The organism is Streptomyces sp. YS415, from assembly GCF_023544665.1.
In the GTDB taxonomy this organism is placed as follows: Bacteria; Actinomycetota; Actinomycetes; order Streptomycetales; family Streptomycetaceae; genus Streptomyces.
Map to the genome: position 1 here is coordinate 1 of NZ_JAMJFL010000022.1, position 21,336 is coordinate 21,336.

Here is a 21,336-nt window from a genome sequence, read left to right on the forward strand (position 1 = left end):
TCGCCATACGACGACACCCACTCCGCCGCCTGCTCCGGACCCGTCGCCAGCGACAACATGCCACCACGTCCGGCCAGTTCATCCCGGATCGCGGCGGACCGAAGCGCCACCACCCGAGCCGCGTCCTCAAGGCTCAGGGCACCGACCACCGCGGCGGCGGCGATCTCCCCCTGGGAGTGACCGATGACAGCGGCGGGTTCGATGCCCAGTGACTCCCAGACGGCGGCGAGCGAGACCATGACCGCCCACAGCACCGGCTGGACCATGTCCACCCGCCGCATCCAGCCGTCGTCGTCGCCCCTCAGCACCTCGGTCAACGACCAGTCCACGAACGGCCCGAGCGCCGCCTCGCACTCCCCGATCCGCGCCGCGAACACCGGCGAGGACTCCAGCAGCCTCCGCCCCATCCCCAGCCACTGCGACCCCTGGCCGGGGAACACGAACACCACACCCGCGCCCGAACCCGCCACCCCGGACACGGCATTGCCGGCCGCGCCGCCCGCTGCCAGGGCCTCCAGCCCGGCCGTCAGCTCGGCGCGCTCGCGCCCCCACACCACCGCCCGGTGCTCCAGCGCCGTGCGCCCCGAGACGAGCTGCCAGCCCACATCCACCGGCTCGCCGGCCACCCCCGCCAGCCGTCCCGCCTGCGCGGCCAACGCCCCGGTGGTACGAGCGGACACCACCCACGGCACCACCGGTGACCCCGACAATCCCTCGGGACCGGCGACCACTACGTGCCCCAATGCGGCCTCGGCAGGGGCCTCTTCCAGGATCACGTGGGCGTTCGTCCCGGAAATGCCGAAGGACGACACCGCGCCCCGGCGCGAGCGGCCGTCCGCCTTCCATTCCCGTTCGTCGGTGAGCAGGGAGACATGGCCTGCCGTCCAGTCCACGTGCGAAGTGGGCTCGTCCACGTGCAGGGTGCGGGGCAGGATGCGTGCCCGCATCGCCATCACCATTTTGATGACTCCGGCGACACCGGCCGCCGCCTGGCTGTGCCCGATGTTCGACTTCACCGACCCCAGCCACAACGGCCGCTCGGGCTCGCGCCCCTGCCCGTACGTGGCCAGCAGCGCCTGCGCCTCGATCGGGTCGCCCAGAGTGGTCCCCGTGCCGTGGGCCTCCACGACGTCCACCTCGGCGGCGGGGACCCCGGCGTTGGCGAGCCCGGCGCGGATGACCCGCTGCTGGGAGGGGCCGTTGGGGGCGGACAGGCCGTTGGACGCGCCGTCCTGGTTGATCGCCGAACCCCGCACCACCGCCAGTACCTGGTGACCGTTGCGGCGCGCGTCCGACAGGCGCTCCACCACCAGGATGCCGACGCCCTCCGCCCAGCACGTGCCGTCGGCCGCCGCCGCGAAGGGCTTGCACCGGCCGTCGGAGGCGAGGCCGCGCTGGCGGCTGAACTCGACGAACATGCCGGGCGTGGGCATGACGGTCACACCGCCCGCCAGGGCGAGGTCGCACTCGCCGTTCCGCAGCGACTGGACCGCGAGGTGCAGCGCCACCAGCGACGAGGAGCAGGCCGTGTCGACCGTGACGGCCGGGCCTTCCAGGCCGAGGGTGTAGGACAGGCGGCCGGAGACGACGCTCGCGGCGTTGCCCGTCAGGGTGAAGCCCTCGGCGGGTTCGGCGGCCTCGTGCAGCCGGTCTCCGTAGTCCTGGGACATGGCGCCCACGAACACGCCGGTCAGGCTGGAGCGCAGCGAGCCGGGGGCGATGCCGGCCCGTTCGATGGCCTCCCAGCTGGTTTCCAGCAGCAGGCGCTGCTGCGGGTCCATGGCCAGCGCCTCACGCGGCGAGATCCCGAAGAACTCGGCGTCGAACCCGGCGGCGTCGTCCAGGAAGCCGCCCTCACGGGCGTAGCTCGTGCCGTGGTGGGCGGGGTCGGGGTGGTAGAGCGCGTCGAGGTCCCAGCCCCGGTCGGCGGGGAAGGGGGAGACGACGTCGAGTCCGTCGCGGACCACGCGCCACAGGTCCTCGGGGGAGGTGATGCCACCGGGGTAGCGGCAGGCCATTCCGACGATGGCGATGGGCTCGCCGGTGTGGGTGCTGGTGCGATGGGTGCGGGGGGTGTCCGTGTCGCCGAGGAGTTCGGCGCGGAGGTGGTCCGCGAGGGCGGTGGGGGTGGGGTGGTCGAAGAGGAGGCTGGAGGGCAGGCGCAGGCCGGTGGCGGCGCCGAGCCGGTCGCGGAGTTCGACGGAGGTGAGGGAGTCGAAGCCGAGGTCCTTGAAGGTCCAGGTGACGTCGAGGGTCTCGGTGTCGTCGGGGCTGTGGCCGAGGACCATCGCGATGTCCTCGCGGATCTGGTCGAGGACGGCACGGGTCTGCTCGGCGGTGCTGGTGAGGCCGGTGAGGCGGGCCCGCCAGTCGGTGGCGGGGCCGTCGCCCACGGGGACGACATGGGTGTCCGGTGCGGGAGCCGACGCTGTGTGCCCGTCCTCCGTACCGGCGTTCTCGGTGCCGGTGCCGGTGAGCCAGTAGCGCTTGCGCTGGAAGGCGTAGGTGGGCAGGGGTACGCGGCGTGCGTCCGGGCCGGCGGCGAGGGCGGGCAGTGCCGGGGCGGCTCCGCGGACGTGCAGTCCCGCGACCGCGGTCAGCAGGGTCTGGGGTTCGGGGCGGTCGCGGCGCAGCGCGGTCAGGAACGCGGTGTCCGCGGGGCGGCCGTCGTCGGGACGGGCGGCGAGGCATTCGCGGGCCATGGCCGTGAGGGTGCCGTCGGGGCCGAGCTCCAGGAACGTGGTGACGCCTTGGTCCAGCAGCCAGTCGACGCCGTCGGCGAAGCGCACGGCCTGGCGGACGTGGCGTACCCAGTGGTCCGGGTCGCACAGTTCGTCGGCGGAGGCGGGGCGGCCGGTCAGGTTGGAGACGACGGGGACGGTGGGCGGGTGGAAGGTGAGGTCCCGTGCGACGGCGCGGAACTCCTCCAGCATTCCGTCCATGTGGGCGGAGTGGAAGGCGTGGCTGACCCGCAGGGCGCGGGTCTTGCGGCCGCGTTCGGCCCAGGTGGCGGCGTAGGCGGTGACGGTGTCGGCGTCGCCGGAGACGACGCAGGCGCCGGGGCTGTTGACGGCGGCGATGGTGATGTGGCCGTCGAGGGCGGCGAGTTCGGCGGCGACCTCGGCCTCGGTGGCCTCCAGGGCGGCCATGGCGCCGCCCTCGGGCTGGGCCTGCATGAGCCGGCCGCGTGCGGTGACGAGGGTGCAGGCGTCGGCGAGGGAGAGGACTCCGGCGACATGGGCGGCGGCCAGTTCGCCGACGGAGTGGCCGAGCAGATGGTCCGCGGTGACGCCGAGGGACTCGGTGAGGCGGTACAGGGCGACTTCGAGGGCGAAGAGGGCGGTCTGGGTGAGGGCGGTGCGGTCGAGCCGGGCGGAGTTGGCGGGCGTGGGTTCGGCGGTCAGGAGCAGTTCGCGGACCTCGGGGTCGAGGTGGTCGCAGACTGCGTCGAGTGCGCGGGCGAAGGCCGGCTGGGCGGCGTACAACTCGCGTCCCATGCCGAGGCGTTGGCTGCCCTGGCCGGAGAAGAGGACGGCGGTGCCGCCCTCGGTGACGGTGCCGCGGACCACGTCCGGCGAGGGGCGCCCGGCGGCGAGGGCGGCGAGCGCCTTGGCGCCCCGGTCGCGGTCGGGGGCGAGGACGACGGCGCGCTGGGCGAAGGGGGTCCGGGTGGCGGCCAGCGAGTGGCCGAGGTCCGCGGCGGTGTGCTCGGGGTGGGTGTCGAGATGCTCGCGGAGGCGGCGGGCCTGGGCGCGCAGGGCGGTGGCGGTACGGGCGGACAGCGGCCAGGCGACGGGCCCGGCGGGCTCGGGATCGGCGGCCGGTGAGGGTGGTGCGGCCGGGGCCTCGGCCAGCACGACGTGGCAGTTGGTGCCGCCCATGCCGAAGGAGCTGACGCCGGCGCGGAGCCGTTCGTCCGGCCGGGGCCAGTCGCTGAGCGCGGTGTGGACGCGCAGGCCCAGGTCGTCCAGCGGGATGTCGGGGTGGGGCTGCTCGAAGTTGAGGCTGGCGGGCAGTTGGCGGTGGCGCAGGGCGAGGACGGTCTTGAGGAGTCCGGCGATGCCGGCCGCGCCTTCGAGGTGCCCGATGTTGGTCTTGACGGAGCCGACGGCGACGGAGCGGCCCGAGGCCCGGGCGGCCGTGCCGACGGTGGCGCCGAGCGCGGCGGCCTCGACGGGGTCGCCGCGCCGGGTGCCGGTGCCGTGCAGTTCGACGTACTGGATGCCGGTGGGGTCGATGCCGGCGCGCCGGTATGCCTGGGTGAGGACGCGGCGCTGGCCCTCGGGGGTGGGGACGGTCAGGCCCTCGCCGCCGCCGTCGTTGCCGGTGGCGCTGCCCTCGATGACGCACAGGACGTGGTCGCCGTCGGCGAGGGCGCGGGAGAGGGGTTTGAGTACGACGAGACCCGCGCCTTCGCCGCGGACGTAGCCGTTGGCGCGGGCGTCGAAGGTGTAGCAGCGGCCGTCGGGCGAGAGGGCGCCGAACTTGGCGGCGCTGATGGTGCTGTCGGGGATGAGGTTGAGGTTGACGCCGCCGGCGAGGGCGATGTCGCTCTCGCCGCTGCGCAGGCTTTCGCAGGCGAGGTGGACGGCGACCAGGGAGGAGGACTGGCCGGTGTCGACGGTCATGCTGGGGCCGCTGAGCCGGAGCGTGTAGGAGAGACGGTTGGCGATGATGCTGCGGTGCAGGCCGGTGACGCTGTGCGCGCCGATGGCCGCGACGCCCTGGCGGTGCAGGAGCGAGGCGTAGTCGTCCCAGATGGCGCCGACGAAGACGCCGGTGCTGCGCTCGCCGAGAGCGTCGGGGAGGATTCCGGCGTCCTCCAGGCTCTCCCAGCCCAGTTCCAGCATGAGGCGCTGCTGGGGGTCCATGGCGGCGGCCTCGCGGGGCGAGATGCCGAAGAAGGCGGCGTCGAAGCGGTCGACCTGGTCGAGGTAGCCGCCCCGAGTTGTGTTGATCTTGCCTTTGGCGGTGGGGTCGGCGTCGAAGTGGGCGTCCGCGTCCCAGCGTTCGGGCGGGGTGGTGGTCACCGCCTCGCGGCCTTCGCGCAGCAGCGTCCAGAAGGCCGAGGGGTCCGGGGCGCCGGGGAGCCGGCAGGCGAGGCCGATCACGGCGATCTGCTCGGGCTGGGGCGCGTGCGCCGCCTGCGCGTCCGCGGAGTTCGCGTGTCCGCCGGAACTTCCCGTATTCGCCACCAGGTCTCCCATTGACGCTCGGCTCCCGTACCGCGGAGCCGAGTACCGGTTCGGACCGGACCGAGGTGAGGTGTCCGGGAGCGGAGCACCGCCCCGGGTTGCGCGAAACCCAGGGTTTCGGTCACCCGTACAGATGGTGCGGTGGTTCTGTGGCCCGGCCTTTTCGTCACCCCGTTGCTCCGGCCAAGATGGCCCCACACTAAGAACCCCTGACGGGAGACCCAACCCCTGATCTCATGTTCCCCGGGCAGGCAATTCAGGGGCGGGAATAGGGGTGGGGCCGGGTAGGGGTACCGCGGCCCGCGGCCCGGCTGTGACACTGCTCCGGTCCGTGTGCTGCCGAGCCGTGAGGGACGTGGACCGTGCCCGACGAAGCGACACGCAAGGCCCTGGCCGTCGCGCACTGCGAGCGCATCAACGCCGGTGATGTGGAGGGTCTGTTGGCCCTGTATTCCCCCGCCGTGCGCTTCGAGGATCCGGTGGGTGCCGGTCCTCGCGTCGGCCACGGGGCGCTGCGTTCGCACATCGGGGGCGCGCTGGCCGCCGGGGTCCACGATGCCTGTGGCGAGCCTGTAGCGGCGCCCGACGGGCGGCATGCCGCGGTTCCCGTGACGTCCACGATGAATTTCCTGCCGAACGGTCCGCTGATGGTGCGGCACGGAATTCTGACGGCGCCCGAGGAGCCGGAGAAGGCGCGTATGGAGTTCACCTGCATGCTGGTCATCGAGGTGGGCGAGAGCGGGTTGATCGAGGAGATGCGCGCTTATTGGGGCAGGTCGGACGTCCGGTTTCTCGAATGACTCCACGCTTTCAGGAAGGTGTGCCGCGATGCTGGACGAGGCGAAGCGCAAAGCGGTGGTCCTGGAGTACTGCCGGCTGATGAACGCCGGGGATCTGGACGGTGTTCTCGCCCTGTTCACGCCCGATGTGCGGTTCCAGGACCCGGTGGGCGCCCCGGTGCTGGTGGGACGGGAGGCGCTGCGGCGGCATCTGGGGGCGGCCGTCGCCGCGGGGATCGAGGAGCGGCCGGGCACGCTGACGGCGGCGCTGGACGGGTCGAGCGTGACCCTCGAAGTCTCCGGGACGATGGCCGTGCCGGGCGGCGCCGACGGCGAGCGGGTGGCGTTCCGGCTGGTCAGCCTGATGCGGGTGGACGAGACGGGGCTGATCTCGGAGGCCCGGGTCATCGCGGGCCGTTCCGATCTCACGCCGGTCACCTGAGGCGTACGGCGCTTCTGCGCGCGCCGGTCGTGTCAGGCACGCGGCGTCCCGGGGCGCGGTCAGCGCAGCAGCGCCCACTCCCCCTCGGTGAGGGGCGGCTCGGTCAGCGGCGGCTGGGCGGGGCCGGTCCGCAGGGCGTTGAGCACCGCGGGTGACTGAAGGCTGGAGACGGGGGCGGCGAGCGTGGTGACGCCCGCGGAGGCGGCGCTGACCAGGGGGTCGGACAGGCCCACGGTGCCGATGCGCTCGGAGAAGTCCTGGCGGCTGTGGAGCTCTTCGGACAGGCGGGGGTCCTTCGCCTCGACCCGGCAGTCGGGGTAGAAGACGTCCTGGGAGGCGGCGAGGATCCACGGGTCGTCGATGGCGGCGGCGATGCCCCGCATCGCGGTGCGGGCGAGCTCCGGCTTGCCCGACTGGCGGCGCAGCGTGCGGTCGAGGACGGCGACGGCTCGTGCGGCGGAGCTCATGCCGTGGCCGTACACGGGGTTGAAGGCGGCGAAGGCGTCGCCGAGGACGATGAGGTTGTCCGGCCAGCGCTCCAGGCGGTCGTAGTGGATCCGCCGGTTGGCGGTGGAGCGGGAGCCGCGGACGGGGCCCTCCGGTTCGGCGGTGGCGAGGACCTCGCCCACCAGGGGGTGGCGCAACCCTTCGGCGAAGGCGGTGAATCCGGCCTCGTCGGTGGGGGGTTCGCCGCCCCGGGTGCCGGAGAGGGTGACGATCCACCGGCCGTCCTCGATGGGCAGGATCAGGCCGCTGCGCCCGGGGACTCCGGACCGGTGGTCGGCGTACACGCTGACCATGGGGAAGCGGGCGGCGGCCCGTTCGGGCGCGCGGTAGAGGCGGGTGGAGTAGGTGATGCCGGAGTCGACCACGTCCTCCTCGGGCTGCGGGACGCCGAGGGGGGCGATCCACTGGCGGAGCCGTGAGCCGCGTCCGCTCGCGTCCACGACGATCTCGGCGTCCAGTGCGGTGGTATCGCCGCTGTCGAGGTGGCGGACCGTGAGGCCGGTGAGGTGCCCGCTAGTGCCGCGCAGTTCGTGGACCTCGGTGCGTTCCAGGACGGTGATGTTGTCGTCGGCGAGGACTTGGTCCCGGACGGTCCAGTCCAGCAGGGGCCGGCTGACCGCGATGAGGAACTGTGTCTCGGGGAAGCGCCGTTGCCAGCCGTAGGGGGACAGGTTGACCATGTCGGACTGGACGCCGATGCGGTGCGCGCCCGCGGCGCGCAGGCGTTCGACGGTGCCCGGCAGCAGTGATTCGACGATCCGCGCGCCGCCCGACCACAACAGGTGGGCGTGGCGGGCCTGGGGGACGCCCTTGCGCTGCTCCGGGCCACCGGGGAGGTCGTCGCGGTCGATGACGGTGACCCGGTCGAGGTGTCTGCGCAGGGCCCGGGCCGTGAGCATTCCGGCGAGTCCGCCGCCGATCACCGCACCGTGGCTGGGCTTTGTCGACACTGGGGATTCCTTCCGCCGCCACCCGGATCAGGTCTCGAAATGTAGGGAGACAAAGGCGGCGCACCAACCCCTAAAGTCACCGCTCCCCTATCGCGCGGCGCTCACTCGTGGCCGGAGGTACAAGCGGCTCGCCGTCAACCCCTAAACGGTTCAACAGGGGTATGCGATCACCCGACATCCGGAATATGTCGTACCGCTACCACGAGGTGTCGGAGAACGACGTGAGAAGCCATGAGTCGGCAAAGGTTCGGCAAGAATTCGGTCCTTGATCTGACGTAAGCTGTCGGCCCGGACGGCACTCAACGACGGCCCCGTGGCGCAAGCCTGACCAAGCGGGGCGTACGGGCGGACAGTCGGAGGTGGTCCTCGATACCAGCGTGGTCGGCCCGTATATACGCGAGCCTCCGCTCCGCTTCGACCCGGGCTCCACCACGCGAGGGCTACCGTCGACCGCACCTGGAGAAGCACTCGGCGCATCCCGTTGCCGGGAGGCGCCGGCCGCCGCGCGCGGCCGAACGAACATGAATGGCAACGCAGATGGCCAACGCCGGTTCATTCCATGTCATCGCGTTCGAGGGGGAAAGACGCGAGTGGACCTGATACAGCGGGAAGCACAGCTCGATCGGTTGCGCAGGGCATTCGACAATTGCAATGAACAGCACGACGGTCAGGTATGTCTGATCAGCGGCGGCGTCGGCAGCGGCAAAACCACGCTGCTGGAGGCCTTCGCCCGCCATGTGACCGGAAGGTCGGCCCAGCTGCTGAGGGCGGTCGGCTCACGAGCCGAACGCAATCTCCAGTTCGCCGTGATGGACCAGCTCATCGACAGCTCCGGCCTCAGCCGTTCCTCGATGCGCCAACTCGCCACCGCCGTACGTCATCTCGCGCTCCCCTCGCCTCAGGCACCACCCGGAGACGCCGCCGCGGGACCGGCCGGCAGGTCGGCCGCCCTCGCGGACAGCACGGCCCGTACGGTGGCGGAAGCGGCCGCCGCCTACCCGCCGACGCCGTCCTTAGGCACCGAACAGCCGCGCCCCTCCCCCGTGTCCACCGCACACGGCACGTTCACCTCCCTGCTCGACCTGGCCCGTCCCGCGCCCCTCGTGATCACCGTTGACGATGTGCACCACGCCGACCATGCCTCCTTACAGTGCCTGCTCTACGCGGTCCGCAGACTGCGGCACCGGCGGATCATGGTGGTGCTGACCGAGTCCTCGACCCTGTACACCCCTCACCCCCACTTCCGGGCCGAGCTGATGAGCCAGCCGTGCTTCTCCCGGATCGACCTCGCCCCCCTCACCGACGAGGCGCTGGGCCTGCTCGCCGAGACCCACCCGCTCCCCTCGGCCCGCCCCCGCATCGCCCGGCGGGCGCCGGCACTGACCGGCGGCAGCCCTCTGCTGATGCGCGCCCTCCTGGACGACCCCGCAGCGACCGGCACCGCCCCGCAGCCCGCGGCGCCCGCGACCGGCGCCGCCGGACCCGACACCGCGGTGGGCGGCAGCGACGGACCGCTCGCCCAGGCCGTGCTCCGCTCGCTCTACCGCCACGAGCCCGAAGTCCGCGCCGCCGCGCAGGCCCTCGCCGTACTGGACCGGCCCACACCGCTTCCGGTGCTGGCCCGGCTGCTCTCCCTGACCCCCGACCTGACGGCCCAGGCGCTCCAACTGCTGGGCCAGTCCGGGCTGGTGGACGGCGACCGGATCCGGCGCCCGCTCGTCGCGGCCGTGCTCTCGGACCTGCCGGCCGAGGACCGGCGCCGGATGCACCGCAAAGCGGCCGAAGCGCTGCACGAATTCGGTGCCGAGCCCGAGGTGCTCGCCGGTCATCTCATCAGCGCCGATTGGGCCGAGCCCGACTGGGCCGAGCCCGCGCTGTTCCGGGCCGCCGCCCAGGCGCTCGACTCCGGACGCCCCGACATCACCTCCGCCTGCCTGCGGCTGAGCCGGCGCCGGGGCCCGGACACCCCGTGGTGGAGCTCGTCCGACAGCCTGCTGCTGCGCTCCCGCTGGCAGTTGAACCCGCTGTCCGCCACCACCCACCTCGGCACGCTGGCCGCGGCCGAGCGGCCCGACGGCTACCCGCCGGCCGCCCTCGCCGGGGTGCCCGCGCTGCTGTGGCAGGGACGCAGCGAGACCGCCTGCTCGATCGTCACGGCCGTCGCCGCACTGCCCGACCCCACCCCCGAGACCCGCACCCGGCTCGCCACGGCACGGCTGCTGATCTCGCTGTTCAGTCCCGACCACTGCAGGCAAGCACGCACCGAAGCCCGGGCCATCACGGACTCCGGCATCGCCACCTCCGTCACCGGCCGCTACCTGGACGCGTTGGTGCTGCTCGCCGACACCCTCTTCCCGGGCGAGGCCACCGGCGACGCGGCGGCGAGCGCCGAGCTGATGATCCAGCGCCATCTCGACGACGACGGCGCGCTCGGGCTGCTGTCGGCCCTGCTGCTGGCGATGGTGTACGCGGGACGCCCCGCCCCGGTCCGCGAGTGGACACGGATGCTGCTGGCCCGGCCCTCGGTGGGGCACGTGCCGAGCTGGAAAGCCGTCCTGCACGCGATCCGGGCCGAGGCCGCGCTCCGGCTCGGCTGCCCCCAGGAGGCCGAGGACCAGGCGCGCGCCGCGCTGACCGTGATCACCCCGCAGGCCTGGGGGGTCGCGGTGGTCGGGCCGCTGGGCACCCTCGTGGCCGCGGCGACCGAGGAGGGCCGTTTGGAGGACGCCGACCGCTGGCTCGCCCGGCCCGTCCCCGCGGAGTCCTTCCGCACCCCGCTCGGACTGCACTATCTGGCGGCACGCGCCCGCTATCAGCTCGCCGTCGGCTCCCGGCGCTCCGCCGCCGACGATCTGCGGTGGATACGGCGGGAAATGGCGGACTGGCGGATGGACTCCGCGGCCCTGGTGCCGTGGCGGCTCGACCTGGCCCGGGTGCACATCGCCCGCGGGCAGCGGCAGGAGGCCGTACGACTGCTCAGGGAACAGCTCGAGCCCGCCCGCTCCGCGGACGAGCGGACCCGGGGCTCCGCCCTGCGGCTGCTCGCCGGTCTGCTGCCGCCGGAGCAGGGCGCTCCGCTGCTGGCGCGGGCGGTGGCGCTGCTGGAGTCCTGCGGGGACCGCCGGGAGCTGGCCCGCGCGCACGCCGACCGGGCACGGGCGCCCCGGCGCAGGACCGCACCGGACCCGACGGGCGGGGCCGTCCCTCCCCCGGCACGGCGCTCCCACTCCCGGACTCCGACGGAGGTGACGTACTACCCGGACATCGCGCGCCCCGCGCACCCGGAGCAGCAGGAGACTCGGGAGCGACCCGTACGTCCGGAACGTCTGGAGGGCGGGGAACGGCCTGCGCGTCCCGAACGTCAGGAGGGCAGGGGGCGCGCCGAGCGCCGGGACGACCGGGGAGTGCCCCTACGTCCCGAACGTCAGCAGGCCCAGCAGCGCGCCGAGCATCAGGACGGCCGGGAACAGCCCGTACGTCCCGGACGCCCGGAGCGGTCCGAGCGTCCGCACCGTCCGGAGCCGGTGGGCGGGCTGAGCGAGGCGGAGAGCAGGGTCGCCGCGCTGGCCGCGCAGGGCCACACCAACCGGCAGATCTCCAGCAAGCTGTTCATCACCGTGAGCACGGTCGAACAGCATCTGACCCGGATCTACCGCAAGTTGAACGTCAAGCACCGCAGGGACCTGGCGACCCGTCTGGCCGCCGCGGACGCAGTCGTCAAGTGACCCCCGGGATCAGGACGACGCCGACGCGTCCGCGGAGCGGAAGGCGGCCACGCTCTCGCGGATGGCCGCCGTCACGGCCCCCGGCTGGGCGTTGAGGTAGAAGTGGCCGCCGGGGAAGGAGCGGAAGCGGAAGGTGCCGCTCGTCAACTCCTGCCAGGCGCGGGCGTCGTCGAGGGACACCCGGGGGTCGCTCTCGCCGGTCAGCACGGTGACGGGCGCGGCCAGCGGAGGGGCACCGGAGTCGTGCCGGTAGGTCTCGACGGCCCGGTAGTCGGCGCGCAGCGCGGGCAGCACCAGGCGCAGCAGCTCCTCGTCGTCCAGGATGCCCTGCTCGGTGCCGCTCAGTTCACGGATCTCGGCGATGATCCCGTCGTCGTCCCGCAGATGGACCGTCTCCGCACGGAAGCGGTGCGGAGCGCGCCGCCCGGAGGCGATGAGGCCGAGCAGTTCACCGCCGCCGGAGTCCTCCAGCCGGCGTGCGATCTCGTAGCCGAGGACGGCGCCCATGCTGTGCCCGAAGAGCACCACGGGCCCTGCCGGGGCCGAGACAAGTGCCTTGTACACCTGGTCCGCGAGGTCTCGCAGATCGGTCGGGGCGGGCTCGCGATGCCGGTCGAGCCGGCCCGGGTACTGGACGCACAGGACGTCCAGCTCCGACCCGAGCGCCCGGGCCAGCGGCAGGAAGTAGGGGGCGGAACCACCGGCGTGCGGCAGCGCGAGGAGTTTGACGGCACCGGCCGGGCCGGGCTCGTACCGGCGGAACCAGGTGTCGAACTGACCGGAAACTGCCGGCATACGGGCCGTACCTCCTGCGATCGGCGTGCGTCGGGGCACGCGGACAGAACGCCAGATGATCACCACCCTACGAGCGGAACGGCCGCGACAGAACCCCTCACGCCCCCTACTCCTGGCGGACCGCCTGGCCGTACAGGGGTCCAGCGGACCCCCGCTGGACGCACGCACGAGTCGGGGTCGGTCACGGGCCGGGGACCGCGCGGCGTTCCGAGAAGTTTTCGGTAGCGGGTACGGGTGGCCGTCCGAGACGCCGACGACCGGGTGCCGCGCCGCGTGCGGGCCGCGGTGAGCCTGGGACGGCACGCGCCAACGGCACGGTGTGCAGGGCGTTTTGGCCCGTCGGCGCACAGCGTGCCCTCGCGTCCGGTTCCGCGGTGTGACATCCCTTGACGCGGGCCGGGCCGGTTTCTACAGTCCCATCCATCCGCCTACGTGTTTTTGCGCAATGTTTCGGAGCAGGCGCAGTCCGCTTTTCCGGCCCCTGGAGAGGACCGAGCGAGCACCATGAGCTATGCCAGACGACAGGCGTTGGTCGTGCGCGGTGGCCGGGCGGGCGAGAGCCCCGTCCGGACCACGAACCTCTTCCTGCCTTTCCTCCGCCGACAGGGATTCGATGTCCTCGTGGAGGACTGCCTGGAGGTGTACGAGGACAAGAAGCTGCTGGCGGAGACCGATCTGGTGGTCCAGTGCTGGCAAGGGGGCGACATCACGCCCAGGGAGAGCGCCGGTCTGCGTACGGCCGTCCAGAACGGCACAGGCCTCGCCGGCTGGTACACCGGCCTCATGAACGCCTTCCCCGAGGACCTCGACTACCAGCTGCTCGTCGGGGGGACGTTCCGGATCGACCCGTCGGAGACCGGCCGCCATCGGGTGCGGCTGGCCGCGGGGCGCGCCGACCACCCGGTGCTCACCGGTCTGACCGACTTCGACGCCGACGTCGTGCGGTACTGGCCACTCACCGATCCCATGATCGACGTCCTGGCGACCATCGGCTTCGACGGCGATGACAGCCGGCCGGGGGTGCAGGCCGTACCGGCGGTGTGGACGAGGACATGGGGGCGCGGCCGGGTCTTCGCCTCCGTCCTCGGCGCGCAGCCCGGTGACTTCGACATTCCCCAGGTACGCGCGCTGACAGAGCGCGGGCTGCTCTGGGCCGGCAGGTGAGGTGGCGGCCTGCGGCCCGCGTCCGCGAGGCCTTGACGGCCGCCGTGCTCTTCTAGCGTCGCTACCAATATTTTCGCAAATACCGCAGCCTTGTACCGGTAGTTCCAGTAAGCATCCTCTCGGCGGGACCCTCTGCCAGGGTTCACCGTCGCCTCACCGAGCACTTCGCACCGGGAAGAGAAGCCATGTCCTCAGCAGCCGCAGCGGGCCCCTTGCGCGTCACCGTATGGAGCGAGGGACGACACGAACGGCAGAACCCCGAGGTCGCCGCCCGTTATCCCGAGGGCATGCACGGCGCGGTGGCGGGAGCCGTCGCCGAGCACCTGGGCGAGCAGGTCACGCTGAGGACCGCGACGCTGGACGAGCCGGAGCACGGGCTGACCGAGGACGTACTGGCCGACACGGACGTGCTGACGTGGTGGGGGCACCTGGCGCACCGCGAGGTGTCGGACGAGGTGGTGACCCGCGTGCACCGCCGGGTGCTGGCCGGAATGGGCCTGGTCGTGCTGCACTCCGGGCACTGGTCGAAGATCTTCACCCGGCTCATGGGGACGACCTGCACACTGCGCTGGCGCAGCGAACGCGACCGCGAAGTGGTCTGGACGGTGGCCCCGACGCATCCCGTGGCGGCCGGTGTGCCCCACCCCTTCGTCATCGACGAGCAGGAGATGTACGGGGAGTTCTTCGACATCCCCGTCCCCGACGAGCTCGTCTTCGTCAGCTCCTTCAGCGGCGGCGAGGTGTTCCGCAGCGGCTGCGCCTTCCGGCGCGGCCACGGGAAGATCTTCTACTTCAGCCCCGGCGACCAGGACTACCCCGTCTACCACCATCCGCACGTCCGCCGCGTCATCGCCAACGCCGTGGGCTGGGCGGCTCCCGAGACGGAACCGTCTGCCCCCCGGCTGATCCACAGCGAGCCCGGCTGGTTCGAGTCCGACGGCGCACAGGGATGAGATCACCGTCCTTCAGGACGATGCCCCCGGACGGCGGTCCACTGCGGGTGCTGGTCGTGGGAGCCGGCGCCATGGCCCGGGTCTGGCTCCGCGCGGTCCTGGCCTCGCCGGACACGGTTCTCGCGGGCGTCGTCGACCTCGTCCCCGCCGCGGCCGAGGCGCTCGTACGCCGGGCCGGTGTGCCGGAGACGCCCACCGGCCCTGAACTGGCCGCGCTGGCGACGGCGACCCGGCCCGACGCCGTCGTGGACGTGACCGTTCCCGAGGCCCACCTCCCCGTCACGCTGGAGGCGCTGTCCCTGGGGCTGCCGGTTCTCGGCGAGAAGCCCGTGGCGGCCACCCTGCCCGAGGCGCTGCGGCTGGCCGCAGCCTCCGAGGCGGCCGGTGAACTGTTCATGGTCAGTCAGTCCCGCCGCTACGACCGGCACCTGGCCGCCCTCCGGGACCGCGTGCCGCTGCTGGGCAGGCCCGGCATCCTCACCACCGACTTCTTCCGGGCGCCGCATTTCGGCGGGTTCCGCGAGACCATGGCGCACCCGCTCCTCCTCGACATGGCGATCCACCCGTTCGACACCGCTCGATGGCTCCTGGACGCAGACCCGGTGTCCGTCCGCTGCGAGGCGTACAACCCCTCCTGGAGCTGGTACGCGGGCGACGCCGCCGCGACGGCCGTCTTCGAGATGGCCGGCGGCATCCGCTACGTCTACAACGGCAGCTGGTGCAGCGCGGGCCTGGAGACCTCCTGGAACGGGGCCTGGCGGCTGAGCGGCGAGCTGGGGTCGGCCACCTGGGACGGCGAGCACCCACCCGAGGTGGAGCTCTGCGAGGTCGACGCAGTACCGTCCTCGGAAGGCGAGGCCGGGCAGGCGGCCGACGCTCCGCAGGGAGTTGCCGATGCTCCGCAGGGAGTTGCCGACGCTCCGCAGGGAGTGGCGGGCGCCCTCGCGGAGTTCGTCCGCGCACTGCGCACCGGCACCGTTCCCGCCGGGGAGGTGCACGGCAACGTCCTCAGTCTGGCCATGGTGAAGGCCGCCGTGGCCTCCGCGCAGCGGGACCGCCGCGTGCACATCGGGCCGCTGATCGAGGAGGCCCTGACCGAGGCGCGGAAGGCTGCCACCGGACCGGAGGCAGCCCGCCTGCATGCCTGGCCGTCGGCGAGCGAGGCCCTGGCCGCCACACCGAGAGGACTGCACCGTGCTGGATGACGTCACGTCGACGGACAACGGGGTCCATGCCGCGACTCGGCTGCCGCGCCCCACCCTCGCGCAGATCGCCGAAACGGCGGGTGTGTCGGTGTCCACCGTCTCCAAGGTCCTCAACGACCGCACGGACGTCTCGCCGGACACCCGCGCCAAGGTCGACTCGGCACTGCGCGAGCACCGGTACGTGCGGCGCGGCGTGCCTGCCGCCGGTCCGACCGTCCGAACCGTGGACCTGGTGATGAGCGGACTGGACGGTTCGTGGCCGGCCAGCGTCGCCAGCGGCATGGAGGCGGCGGCGTACGAGGCCGGCGTGCACGTGGTGATCTCCGTGGCGCGCACCTCCCCGCCCCTGGGCAGGCAGCCGGGCAGGGACTGGGTGGACCGCATTCTGGAACGCGGCACCGTCGGCGTGGTGCTGGGCCTGATCGAGCCGACGGCGGACCAGTTGGCGCGGCTGAGGAAGGCCCAGGTGCCCTGCGTCGTCATCGACCCGCTCAGCGATCCCTCGCCCGATGTCATGTCCGTCGGTACGACGAACTGGGCGGGTGCCTACGAGGCGACGGCCCACCTCCTGGAACGAGGCCACCGCCGCATCGGGCTGGTGACGGGCCCGCCCGACCACCTCTACGCCCGGGCGCGCACGGCCGGTTACCGCTCGGCGATGGCCGCCGCGGACATCGAGGTGCCGCCGGAGCTGTTGCGGCACGGCACCTACGAGCGGGCCAGCGGCGCGGAGCAGGTCCGGGCGCTCATCGCGCTGCCCGAACCGCCGACCGCTCTGTTCATCTGCTCCGACCACATGGCCATCGGCGGGTACGAGGCGCTGGCCAAGGCCGGTCTGCGGGTGCCCGACGACGTCAGCGTGATCGGTTTCGACGACCTGCCCGAGGCCCGCTGGGTCTCTCCCGCCCTGACGACCGTGCGTCAGCCGCTCAAGGAGATGGGCGGCAGCGCCCTGCGTACCTTGCTGAGGCTGATCAACGGCGAGGAATTGGAGAGCCGCCGGGTCGAGCTGGCGACCACACTGGTGGTCCGGGACAGCACGGCCGTGCACAGGCCCGCGTGACGGGCGAACGAACTATTGCGCCACAGGCGGGATTTACGGCCCGCTGCTGCATACGAATGAATATGGCGAGCACGTGTTTTGGGGAGGCCGCCTTTCAGCAGGTCGTGGGCATCATGGAGGGGCATGTCCGCCCTCCGGAAGTCCCGGTGGGATATCCAAAGCGATGGGTTTTCATGGGATCTCAAGTCGCCGAGAAATTCACCGAGGACCGGCTGAAAGGTCTTCTTCAGTCCTACTTCCAGATCGATCCGGCAAGACTGGAGGGCTCGGTCAGGTTCTCCGATCTGGAGCTGGATTCGATTGCCGTGATGGAACTGGTCGTGGTGATCGAGGAGCAGACCGGGATCGACGTCCAGGAGAGCCTCCTCGAGCAGATGACCCTCGACACCACGCTCGCCCAGGCCGTCGAGGCCGTGGACCAGGCCTTGTCCACGAGCGGGGCCGCAGCGAAGAACGACGCATGAACCGTCACGCGGTGGCCGTTACCGGACTGGGTATGGTCACGCCCGCAGGAGTCGGCGTCGGCGCCACCTGGGACCGGCTGTGCAGCGGCGATCCCACGGTCACCCACGATCCGTTGCTGGACGGGCTGCCGGTGACGATCTCCGCCCAGGTGGCTGATGCCGACCTGGAGGCCGTGCTGGATCCCGGCCTGGCATGGCGCACCGACCGGTTCATCCGCTTCGCCCACGCGGCGGCCAAGGAGGCCGTCGTCGACTCCGGTCTCGACTCGGCGCAGTGGGACGGCAGTCGCGTCGCGGTGGTGATCGGCACCGGGGGCACGAGCTTCGACACCACCCTCAAGGTCTGCCAGATCATGGAGAAGGGTCGTCTCCTGGCGCTGTCGCCCGCCACGCTGCCCCGCAGTCTGCCGAACATGGCCGCCGGTGAAGTCGCGACCATGCTCGGGGCGCTGGGTCCCACCCTGGGCATCAGCACCGCCTGTGCGTCCGGTGCCACCGCCATCGGCATCGCGAGCATGCTGATCCGGTCCGGTGCGTGCGACATCGCGGTGGCCGGCGGTGCGGACTCGGGCCGGAACCGACCGGCGTCGGCGCTGTTCTGGCGGATGGGAGCGCTGTCCACCCGCGTCCACGACCCGGCCGGCGCCTCCCGTCCCTTCGACACCGACCGCGACGGCTTCGTCCTGTCCGAGGGCGCCGGCATCCTCGTCCTGGAACGGACCGAGCACGCCCAGGCGCGACAGGCCAGGGAGTACGCCCGGCTCAGCGGCTACGGCCTTTCCGGCGACGCGCACAACCCCACGGTCCCCCATCCGGAGGGTGCCGGTGCGGTGCGGGCCGTCAACGCCGCTCTGGCCGCTGCCGACATGGCGCCCGGCGACGTGGGACACGTCAATGCCCACGCCAGTGCCACACGGCTGAACGACCGTGCGGAAGCCGCAGCACTCCACAAGGTTTTCACCACCCCGCCCCCTGTCACCGCCGTCAAGAGCGTCCTGGGGCATCTGCTCGGCGCCGCCGGAGCCGTGGAAGCCGTCTGTTCGGTGCTTTCGCTGCACCATCAGCTCATCCCGCCGACCGCCAATCTCGACAAGATGGACCCGGAGATCGACCTCGACGTCGTCACCGGACTGCCCCGGCCTTCCCCCGGGGAGGCGGTGCTCTCGACCTCCTTCGGTTTCGGCGGCCAGAACGCGGCACTTGTGTTCCAGCGCTCCTGAATCGGCGCCCCGGCTTCGTGCGAGAGGCGGGCAGGCTGCTCCGGCAGCCCCCGTCGGACAGGGCCGAACCGCCGCCGACCGCCCGCCCCGAGGCCGAAAGTCCCTGATGAGCCTTCCTCCCGATCACCTGTCCGAACTCGAGCCGACCGTGGCCCGGCTGCTGAACCGCCATCTGGCCACCGCACCGGAGTGGTTCCCGCACGCCTACATCCCCTGGAACCAGGCCACCGACTTCGACGGCCCCCTCGACGGCTCCCCTTGGGAGGCCGACCAGTCCCAGCTCCCACCGGCCGTGGCGGACGCGCTGACGGTCAATCTGCTGACCGAGGACAACCTGCCGAGCTACCACTTCGAGATCGCCACCCAGTTCGGCCGCGACGGCGCCTGGGGCGCCTGGGTGCACCGCTGGACGGCCGAGGAGGACCGCCATGCCCACGCCCTGCGCGGCTACCTCCATGCCCGCCGTGCCGTGGACCCCGTCGCCCTGGAGCGGCAGCGCATGCGGCACGTGTCCGCCGGCTACACCAGCGATCACGCGTCCTTGCTGCACGGCCTGGCCTACGTCACGGTCCAGGAACTGGCCACCCGCGAGGCCCACCGCAACACCGGACTGGCCTGTGCCGATCCGGTGGCCCGTCAGCTGACCGCGCGGATCGCAGCCGACGAGAACCTCCACATGATCTTCTACCGGGACCTGTACGCGGCGGCGGTGGAGCTGGATCCCGACGGCGCCGTGGCCGCCCTCGCCGACGTCATCTGCGCCTTCGACATGCCGGGCACCACCATCCCCGGTTTCCGGCAGCGCGCCCTGCGGATCGCCGCGTCCGGCATCTACAACCTCGACGTCCACCGCCGTCATGTGCTGCAGCCACTGCTGCGCGCCCTGGGCGTGCTGACCCGCTCCGGTCTCGGCGCCGCCGGGGAACAGGCCCGGGACCGCATCGGGCGCCACCTCGACGAGTTGCAGACGCGCGCCGAACGCGCCGGCCGGCTGTTCGACCGGATGCGGGAAGCCGCTCCCGCGGCTCCGCTTCCCTGCCCGTCCTCATCCCTTCCGTACGACGAGAAAGGCGGCCCGTGAACTCCCGGACCGACGAGCTCCATCGCGCCGGCGCCACCACGGCGGACATCCAGGCCCACTACGACATCGGCAAGGACTTCTACGCCCTGTGGCTGGACCCCGGGCTGACGTACTCCTGCGCCCTGTGGGACGGCATCACAGGCGCGCCCGGGAGCACGGACGTGCTGATGCGGGCCCAGCGGGCCAAGCTCCGCCACCACCTCGGCCAAGCGGGCATCACGGCGGACAGCCGACTGCTGGACATCGGTTGCGGCTGGGGCAGCCTGCTGCGGACGGCCACGGAGGAGACCGGTGTCCGGCAGGCGGTCGGACTCACCCTCAGCGCCGACCAGCACGCACATGTCCGCTCGCTCGGACTGCCCGGTGTGGAGGTCAGGGTCGAGGACTGGCGTGACCACGAGCCGGACGACGTGTACACCGGCATCGTCTCGATCGGCGCGTTCGAGCACTTCACGCATCCGGCCATGTCCCGTGACGAACGGATCGGGGCCTACCGTGACTTCTTCGCGCGGTGTGCCGGATGGCTGCCGCCGCTCGGCCGGCTCAGCCTGCAGACCATCGCGCTCACCGACCACGCCGGCCACGACGACTCGGTGCCCGACTTCTTCGCCCGCGAGATCTTTCCCGGATCAGCGCTGCCACGGTTGTCCGAGATCGCCACCGCCTGCGAGCCGTACTTCGCGATCACCGCGCTGCGCGAGGACGGCGCGGACTACGCACGCACCGTGCGCGCCTGGTCCACCCGCCTCTTCCGGGCCCGGGAACAGGCCCAACTGCTCGTCGGCCCCGACATCTACCGGCGGTACCGCACCTATCTGCGGGCCAGCGAGATGGTCTTCATGCGCCAGGCCTCCACGCTGTACCGCCTCACCCTGCGTCGCTGGCCCGTCCGCCCGGGTCTCGCAGGGACCTCAGGACGTCAGGCTCTCCCCGAGTGACTGCAGGAGCTCGCGCCGGTGCGGATCGGTGTTCTCCATGGAGAGCAGGAGGTAGAGGCTGGCCTCGTCGTGGTGCGGGTCGTACGCGAACTCACTGCACACCCAGGCGCCGGCCGCCAGGTATCCACGGAGCTTGGGGGCGATCTGGAGACCCGGCTGACGGTCGGCCGCTGCGGGATCCCACCCGGCACGGGGGCGAACGCGGTAGCGCTCCGGGGCGAAGTGACCACCGGACACCACGTGGTCCCAACAGGCCGCGGCCAGAGCCCCGCCGTCGAAGAGAGGCACTGTCATGCGTCCGGTGAGCCAGGTGTGACCGCTGCGGGTCATGTACCGGATGATCCCGGCCCACAGCATGGTGATCACAGCTCCGGCACGGTGGTCGGGGTGAACGCAGCCCCGGCTGAGCTCCACCAGGTCCGGCCCCAGGTCACGGTGCGGGCTGAGGTCGAACAGGGCCTCTGACGTCAGTCCGCCCGTCCGGGCCGCGCCTTCGGGCGGGAGGAGCCGGTACATGCCGACCACCTCGCCGGTGTCCGTGCGGCGAACGACGAGATGGTCGCAATGCGGATCGAAGCCGTCCATCTCCCGGCCGCGCTCCGCACGGTAAGGGCTTTTGAGTTCTTCATTGAAAACCAGATAACGCAGCTTCTGGGCTTCCCGGATCGTATCTTCGTCGCGCGCGACAGAAACCGTGTAGCGCCTTTCTTCGGTATTCCGGGGCGAGGTGAAAGTACTCATATTCGTCCTTGCGGCGGTCTCGGCGGTGCACGGGCGTGTCGCAATTCGATGCAACCTGTTTACCATGCGTCTCCGGAACCCATCGCGAGGCGGGCGGACATCAGGCGGAGGAAT

15 protein-coding genes are annotated in these 21,336 nt (G+C 72.1%); 11 read left to right on the top strand and 4 right to left on the bottom strand.

The annotated features are described in order from the left end of the window. On the bottom strand, positions 1-5,111 hold a 5,111-nt coding region (locus M8H82_RS25120), incomplete at its 3' end, for a type I polyketide synthase (protein ID WP_250077386.1). Positions 5,112-5,557: 446 nt separating this feature from the next. Here M8H82_RS25120 and M8H82_RS25125 point away from each other — a divergent pair. Both M8H82_RS25125 and M8H82_RS25130 read left to right on the top strand, forming a co-directional pair. Then, entirely contained in the window at positions 5,558-5,995 is a 438-nt protein-coding gene (locus M8H82_RS25125) for a nuclear transport factor 2 family protein (protein ID WP_250077286.1), read from the top strand. 28 nt (positions 5,996-6,023) lie between these two features. Continuing rightward, positions 6,024-6,416 (top strand): nuclear transport factor 2 family protein, encoded by a 393-nt coding sequence (locus M8H82_RS25130; protein ID WP_250077287.1) that lies wholly within the window; start codon positions 6,024-6,026, stop codon positions 6,414-6,416. 59 nt (positions 6,417-6,475) lie between these two features. On the opposite strand, the gene M8H82_RS25135 is transcribed toward M8H82_RS25130, so the two are convergent. Continuing rightward, a complete protein-coding gene (locus M8H82_RS25135) occupies positions 6,476-7,873 on the bottom strand; it encodes an NAD(P)/FAD-dependent oxidoreductase (protein ID WP_250077288.1) in 1,398 nt (465 codons plus the stop codon). 590 nt (positions 7,874-8,463) lie between these two features. Here M8H82_RS25135 and M8H82_RS25140 point away from each other — a divergent pair. Further along, a complete protein-coding gene (locus tag M8H82_RS25140; RefSeq protein WP_250077289.1) occupies positions 8,464-11,598 on the top strand; it encodes a LuxR family transcriptional regulator in 3,135 nt (1,044 codons plus the stop codon). 9 nt (positions 11,599-11,607) lie between these two features. Here the strand turns inward: M8H82_RS25140 and M8H82_RS25145 are convergent, their stop codons facing one another. After that, positions 11,608-12,393 carry a thioesterase II family protein gene (locus tag M8H82_RS25145; protein WP_250077290.1) on the bottom strand — a complete coding sequence of 262 codons (786 nt, stop codon included), beginning with the start codon at positions 12,391-12,393 and terminating at the stop codon, positions 11,608-11,610. Positions 12,394-12,897: 504 nt separating this feature from the next. Here M8H82_RS25145 and M8H82_RS25150 point away from each other — a divergent pair. The 8 genes from M8H82_RS25150 to M8H82_RS25185 all read left to right on the top strand — a co-directional run bounded on the left by M8H82_RS25150 (position 12,898) and on the right by M8H82_RS25185 (position 20,481). Further along, positions 12,898-13,557 carry a ThuA domain-containing protein gene (locus M8H82_RS25150; RefSeq protein ID WP_250077291.1) on the top strand — a complete coding sequence of 220 codons (660 nt, stop codon included), beginning with the start codon at positions 12,898-12,900 and terminating at the stop codon, positions 13,555-13,557. 185 nt (positions 13,558-13,742) lie between these two features. Beyond that, the gene (locus M8H82_RS25155) at positions 13,743-14,510 is read left to right on the top strand and encodes a ThuA domain-containing protein (RefSeq protein ID WP_250077292.1); all 768 of its coding nucleotides are present in this window, start codon (positions 13,743-13,745) and stop codon (positions 14,508-14,510) included. Further along, positions 14,507-15,715 carry a Gfo/Idh/MocA family protein gene (locus M8H82_RS25160; protein ID WP_250077293.1) on the top strand — a complete coding sequence of 403 codons (1,209 nt, stop codon included), beginning with the start codon at positions 14,507-14,509 and terminating at the stop codon, positions 15,713-15,715. The genes M8H82_RS25155 and M8H82_RS25160 overlap by 4 nt, the downstream gene beginning before the upstream one ends. A 40-nt stretch (positions 15,716-15,755) precedes the next feature. Then, complete coding sequence (locus M8H82_RS25165; RefSeq protein WP_250077387.1) at positions 15,756-16,778, top strand: LacI family DNA-binding transcriptional regulator; 1,023 nt, start codon at positions 15,756-15,758, stop codon at positions 16,776-16,778. A gap of 113 nt (positions 16,779-16,891) precedes the next feature. Continuing rightward, entirely contained in the window at positions 16,892-17,242 is a 351-nt protein-coding gene (locus tag M8H82_RS25170) for an acyl carrier protein (protein ID WP_250077388.1), read from the top strand. Next, entirely contained in the window at positions 17,239-18,462 is a 1,224-nt protein-coding gene (locus M8H82_RS25175) for a beta-ketoacyl-[acyl-carrier-protein] synthase family protein (protein WP_284049322.1), read from the top strand. The genes M8H82_RS25170 and M8H82_RS25175 overlap by 4 nt, the downstream gene beginning before the upstream one ends. 106 nt (positions 18,463-18,568) lie before the next feature. Next, complete coding sequence (locus tag M8H82_RS25180) at positions 18,569-19,543, top strand: acyl-ACP desaturase (protein ID WP_250077295.1); 975 nt, start codon at positions 18,569-18,571, stop codon at positions 19,541-19,543. Then, a complete protein-coding gene (locus M8H82_RS25185; protein WP_250077296.1) occupies positions 19,540-20,481 on the top strand; it encodes a cyclopropane-fatty-acyl-phospholipid synthase family protein in 942 nt (313 codons plus the stop codon). Before M8H82_RS25180 ends, M8H82_RS25185 begins: the two co-directional genes overlap by 4 nt. Here M8H82_RS25185 and M8H82_RS25190 read toward each other — a convergent pair. After that, positions 20,455-21,222 carry a GNAT family N-acetyltransferase gene (locus M8H82_RS25190; protein WP_250077297.1) on the bottom strand — a complete coding sequence of 256 codons (768 nt, stop codon included), beginning with the start codon at positions 21,220-21,222 and terminating at the stop codon, positions 20,455-20,457. The two genes, M8H82_RS25185 and M8H82_RS25190, sit on opposite strands and share 27 nt — an antisense overlap. Positions 21,223-21,336: the final 114 nt, after the last annotated feature.

Bases quoted from the DNA above. Each gene is read 5' to 3' on its own strand.
- M8H82_RS25130 (WP_250077287.1), top strand. From the start codon at position 6,024: ATGCTGGACGAGGCGAAGCGCAAAGCGGTGGTCCTGGAGTACTGCCGG.
- M8H82_RS25145 (WP_250077290.1), bottom strand. From the start codon at position 12,393: ATGCCGGCAGTTTCCGGTCAGTTCGACACCTGGTTCCGCCGGTACGAG.
- M8H82_RS25150 (WP_250077291.1), top strand. From the start codon at position 12,898: ATGAGCTATGCCAGACGACAGGCGTTGGTCGTGCGCGGTGGCCGGGCG.
- M8H82_RS25155 (WP_250077292.1), top strand. From the start codon at position 13,743: ATGTCCTCAGCAGCCGCAGCGGGCCCCTTGCGCGTCACCGTATGGAGC.
- M8H82_RS25160 (WP_250077293.1), top strand. From the start codon at position 14,507: ATGAGATCACCGTCCTTCAGGACGATGCCCCCGGACGGCGGTCCACTG.
- M8H82_RS25170 (WP_250077388.1), top strand. From the start codon at position 16,892: ATGGAGGGGCATGTCCGCCCTCCGGAAGTCCCGGTGGGATATCCAAAG.
- M8H82_RS25175 (WP_284049322.1), top strand. From the start codon at position 17,239: ATGAACCGTCACGCGGTGGCCGTTACCGGACTGGGTATGGTCACGCCC.
- M8H82_RS25180 (WP_250077295.1), top strand. From the start codon at position 18,569: ATGAGCCTTCCTCCCGATCACCTGTCCGAACTCGAGCCGACCGTGGCC.
- M8H82_RS25190 (WP_250077297.1), bottom strand. From the start codon at position 21,222: ATGAGTACTTTCACCTCGCCCCGGAATACCGAAGAAAGGCGCTACACG.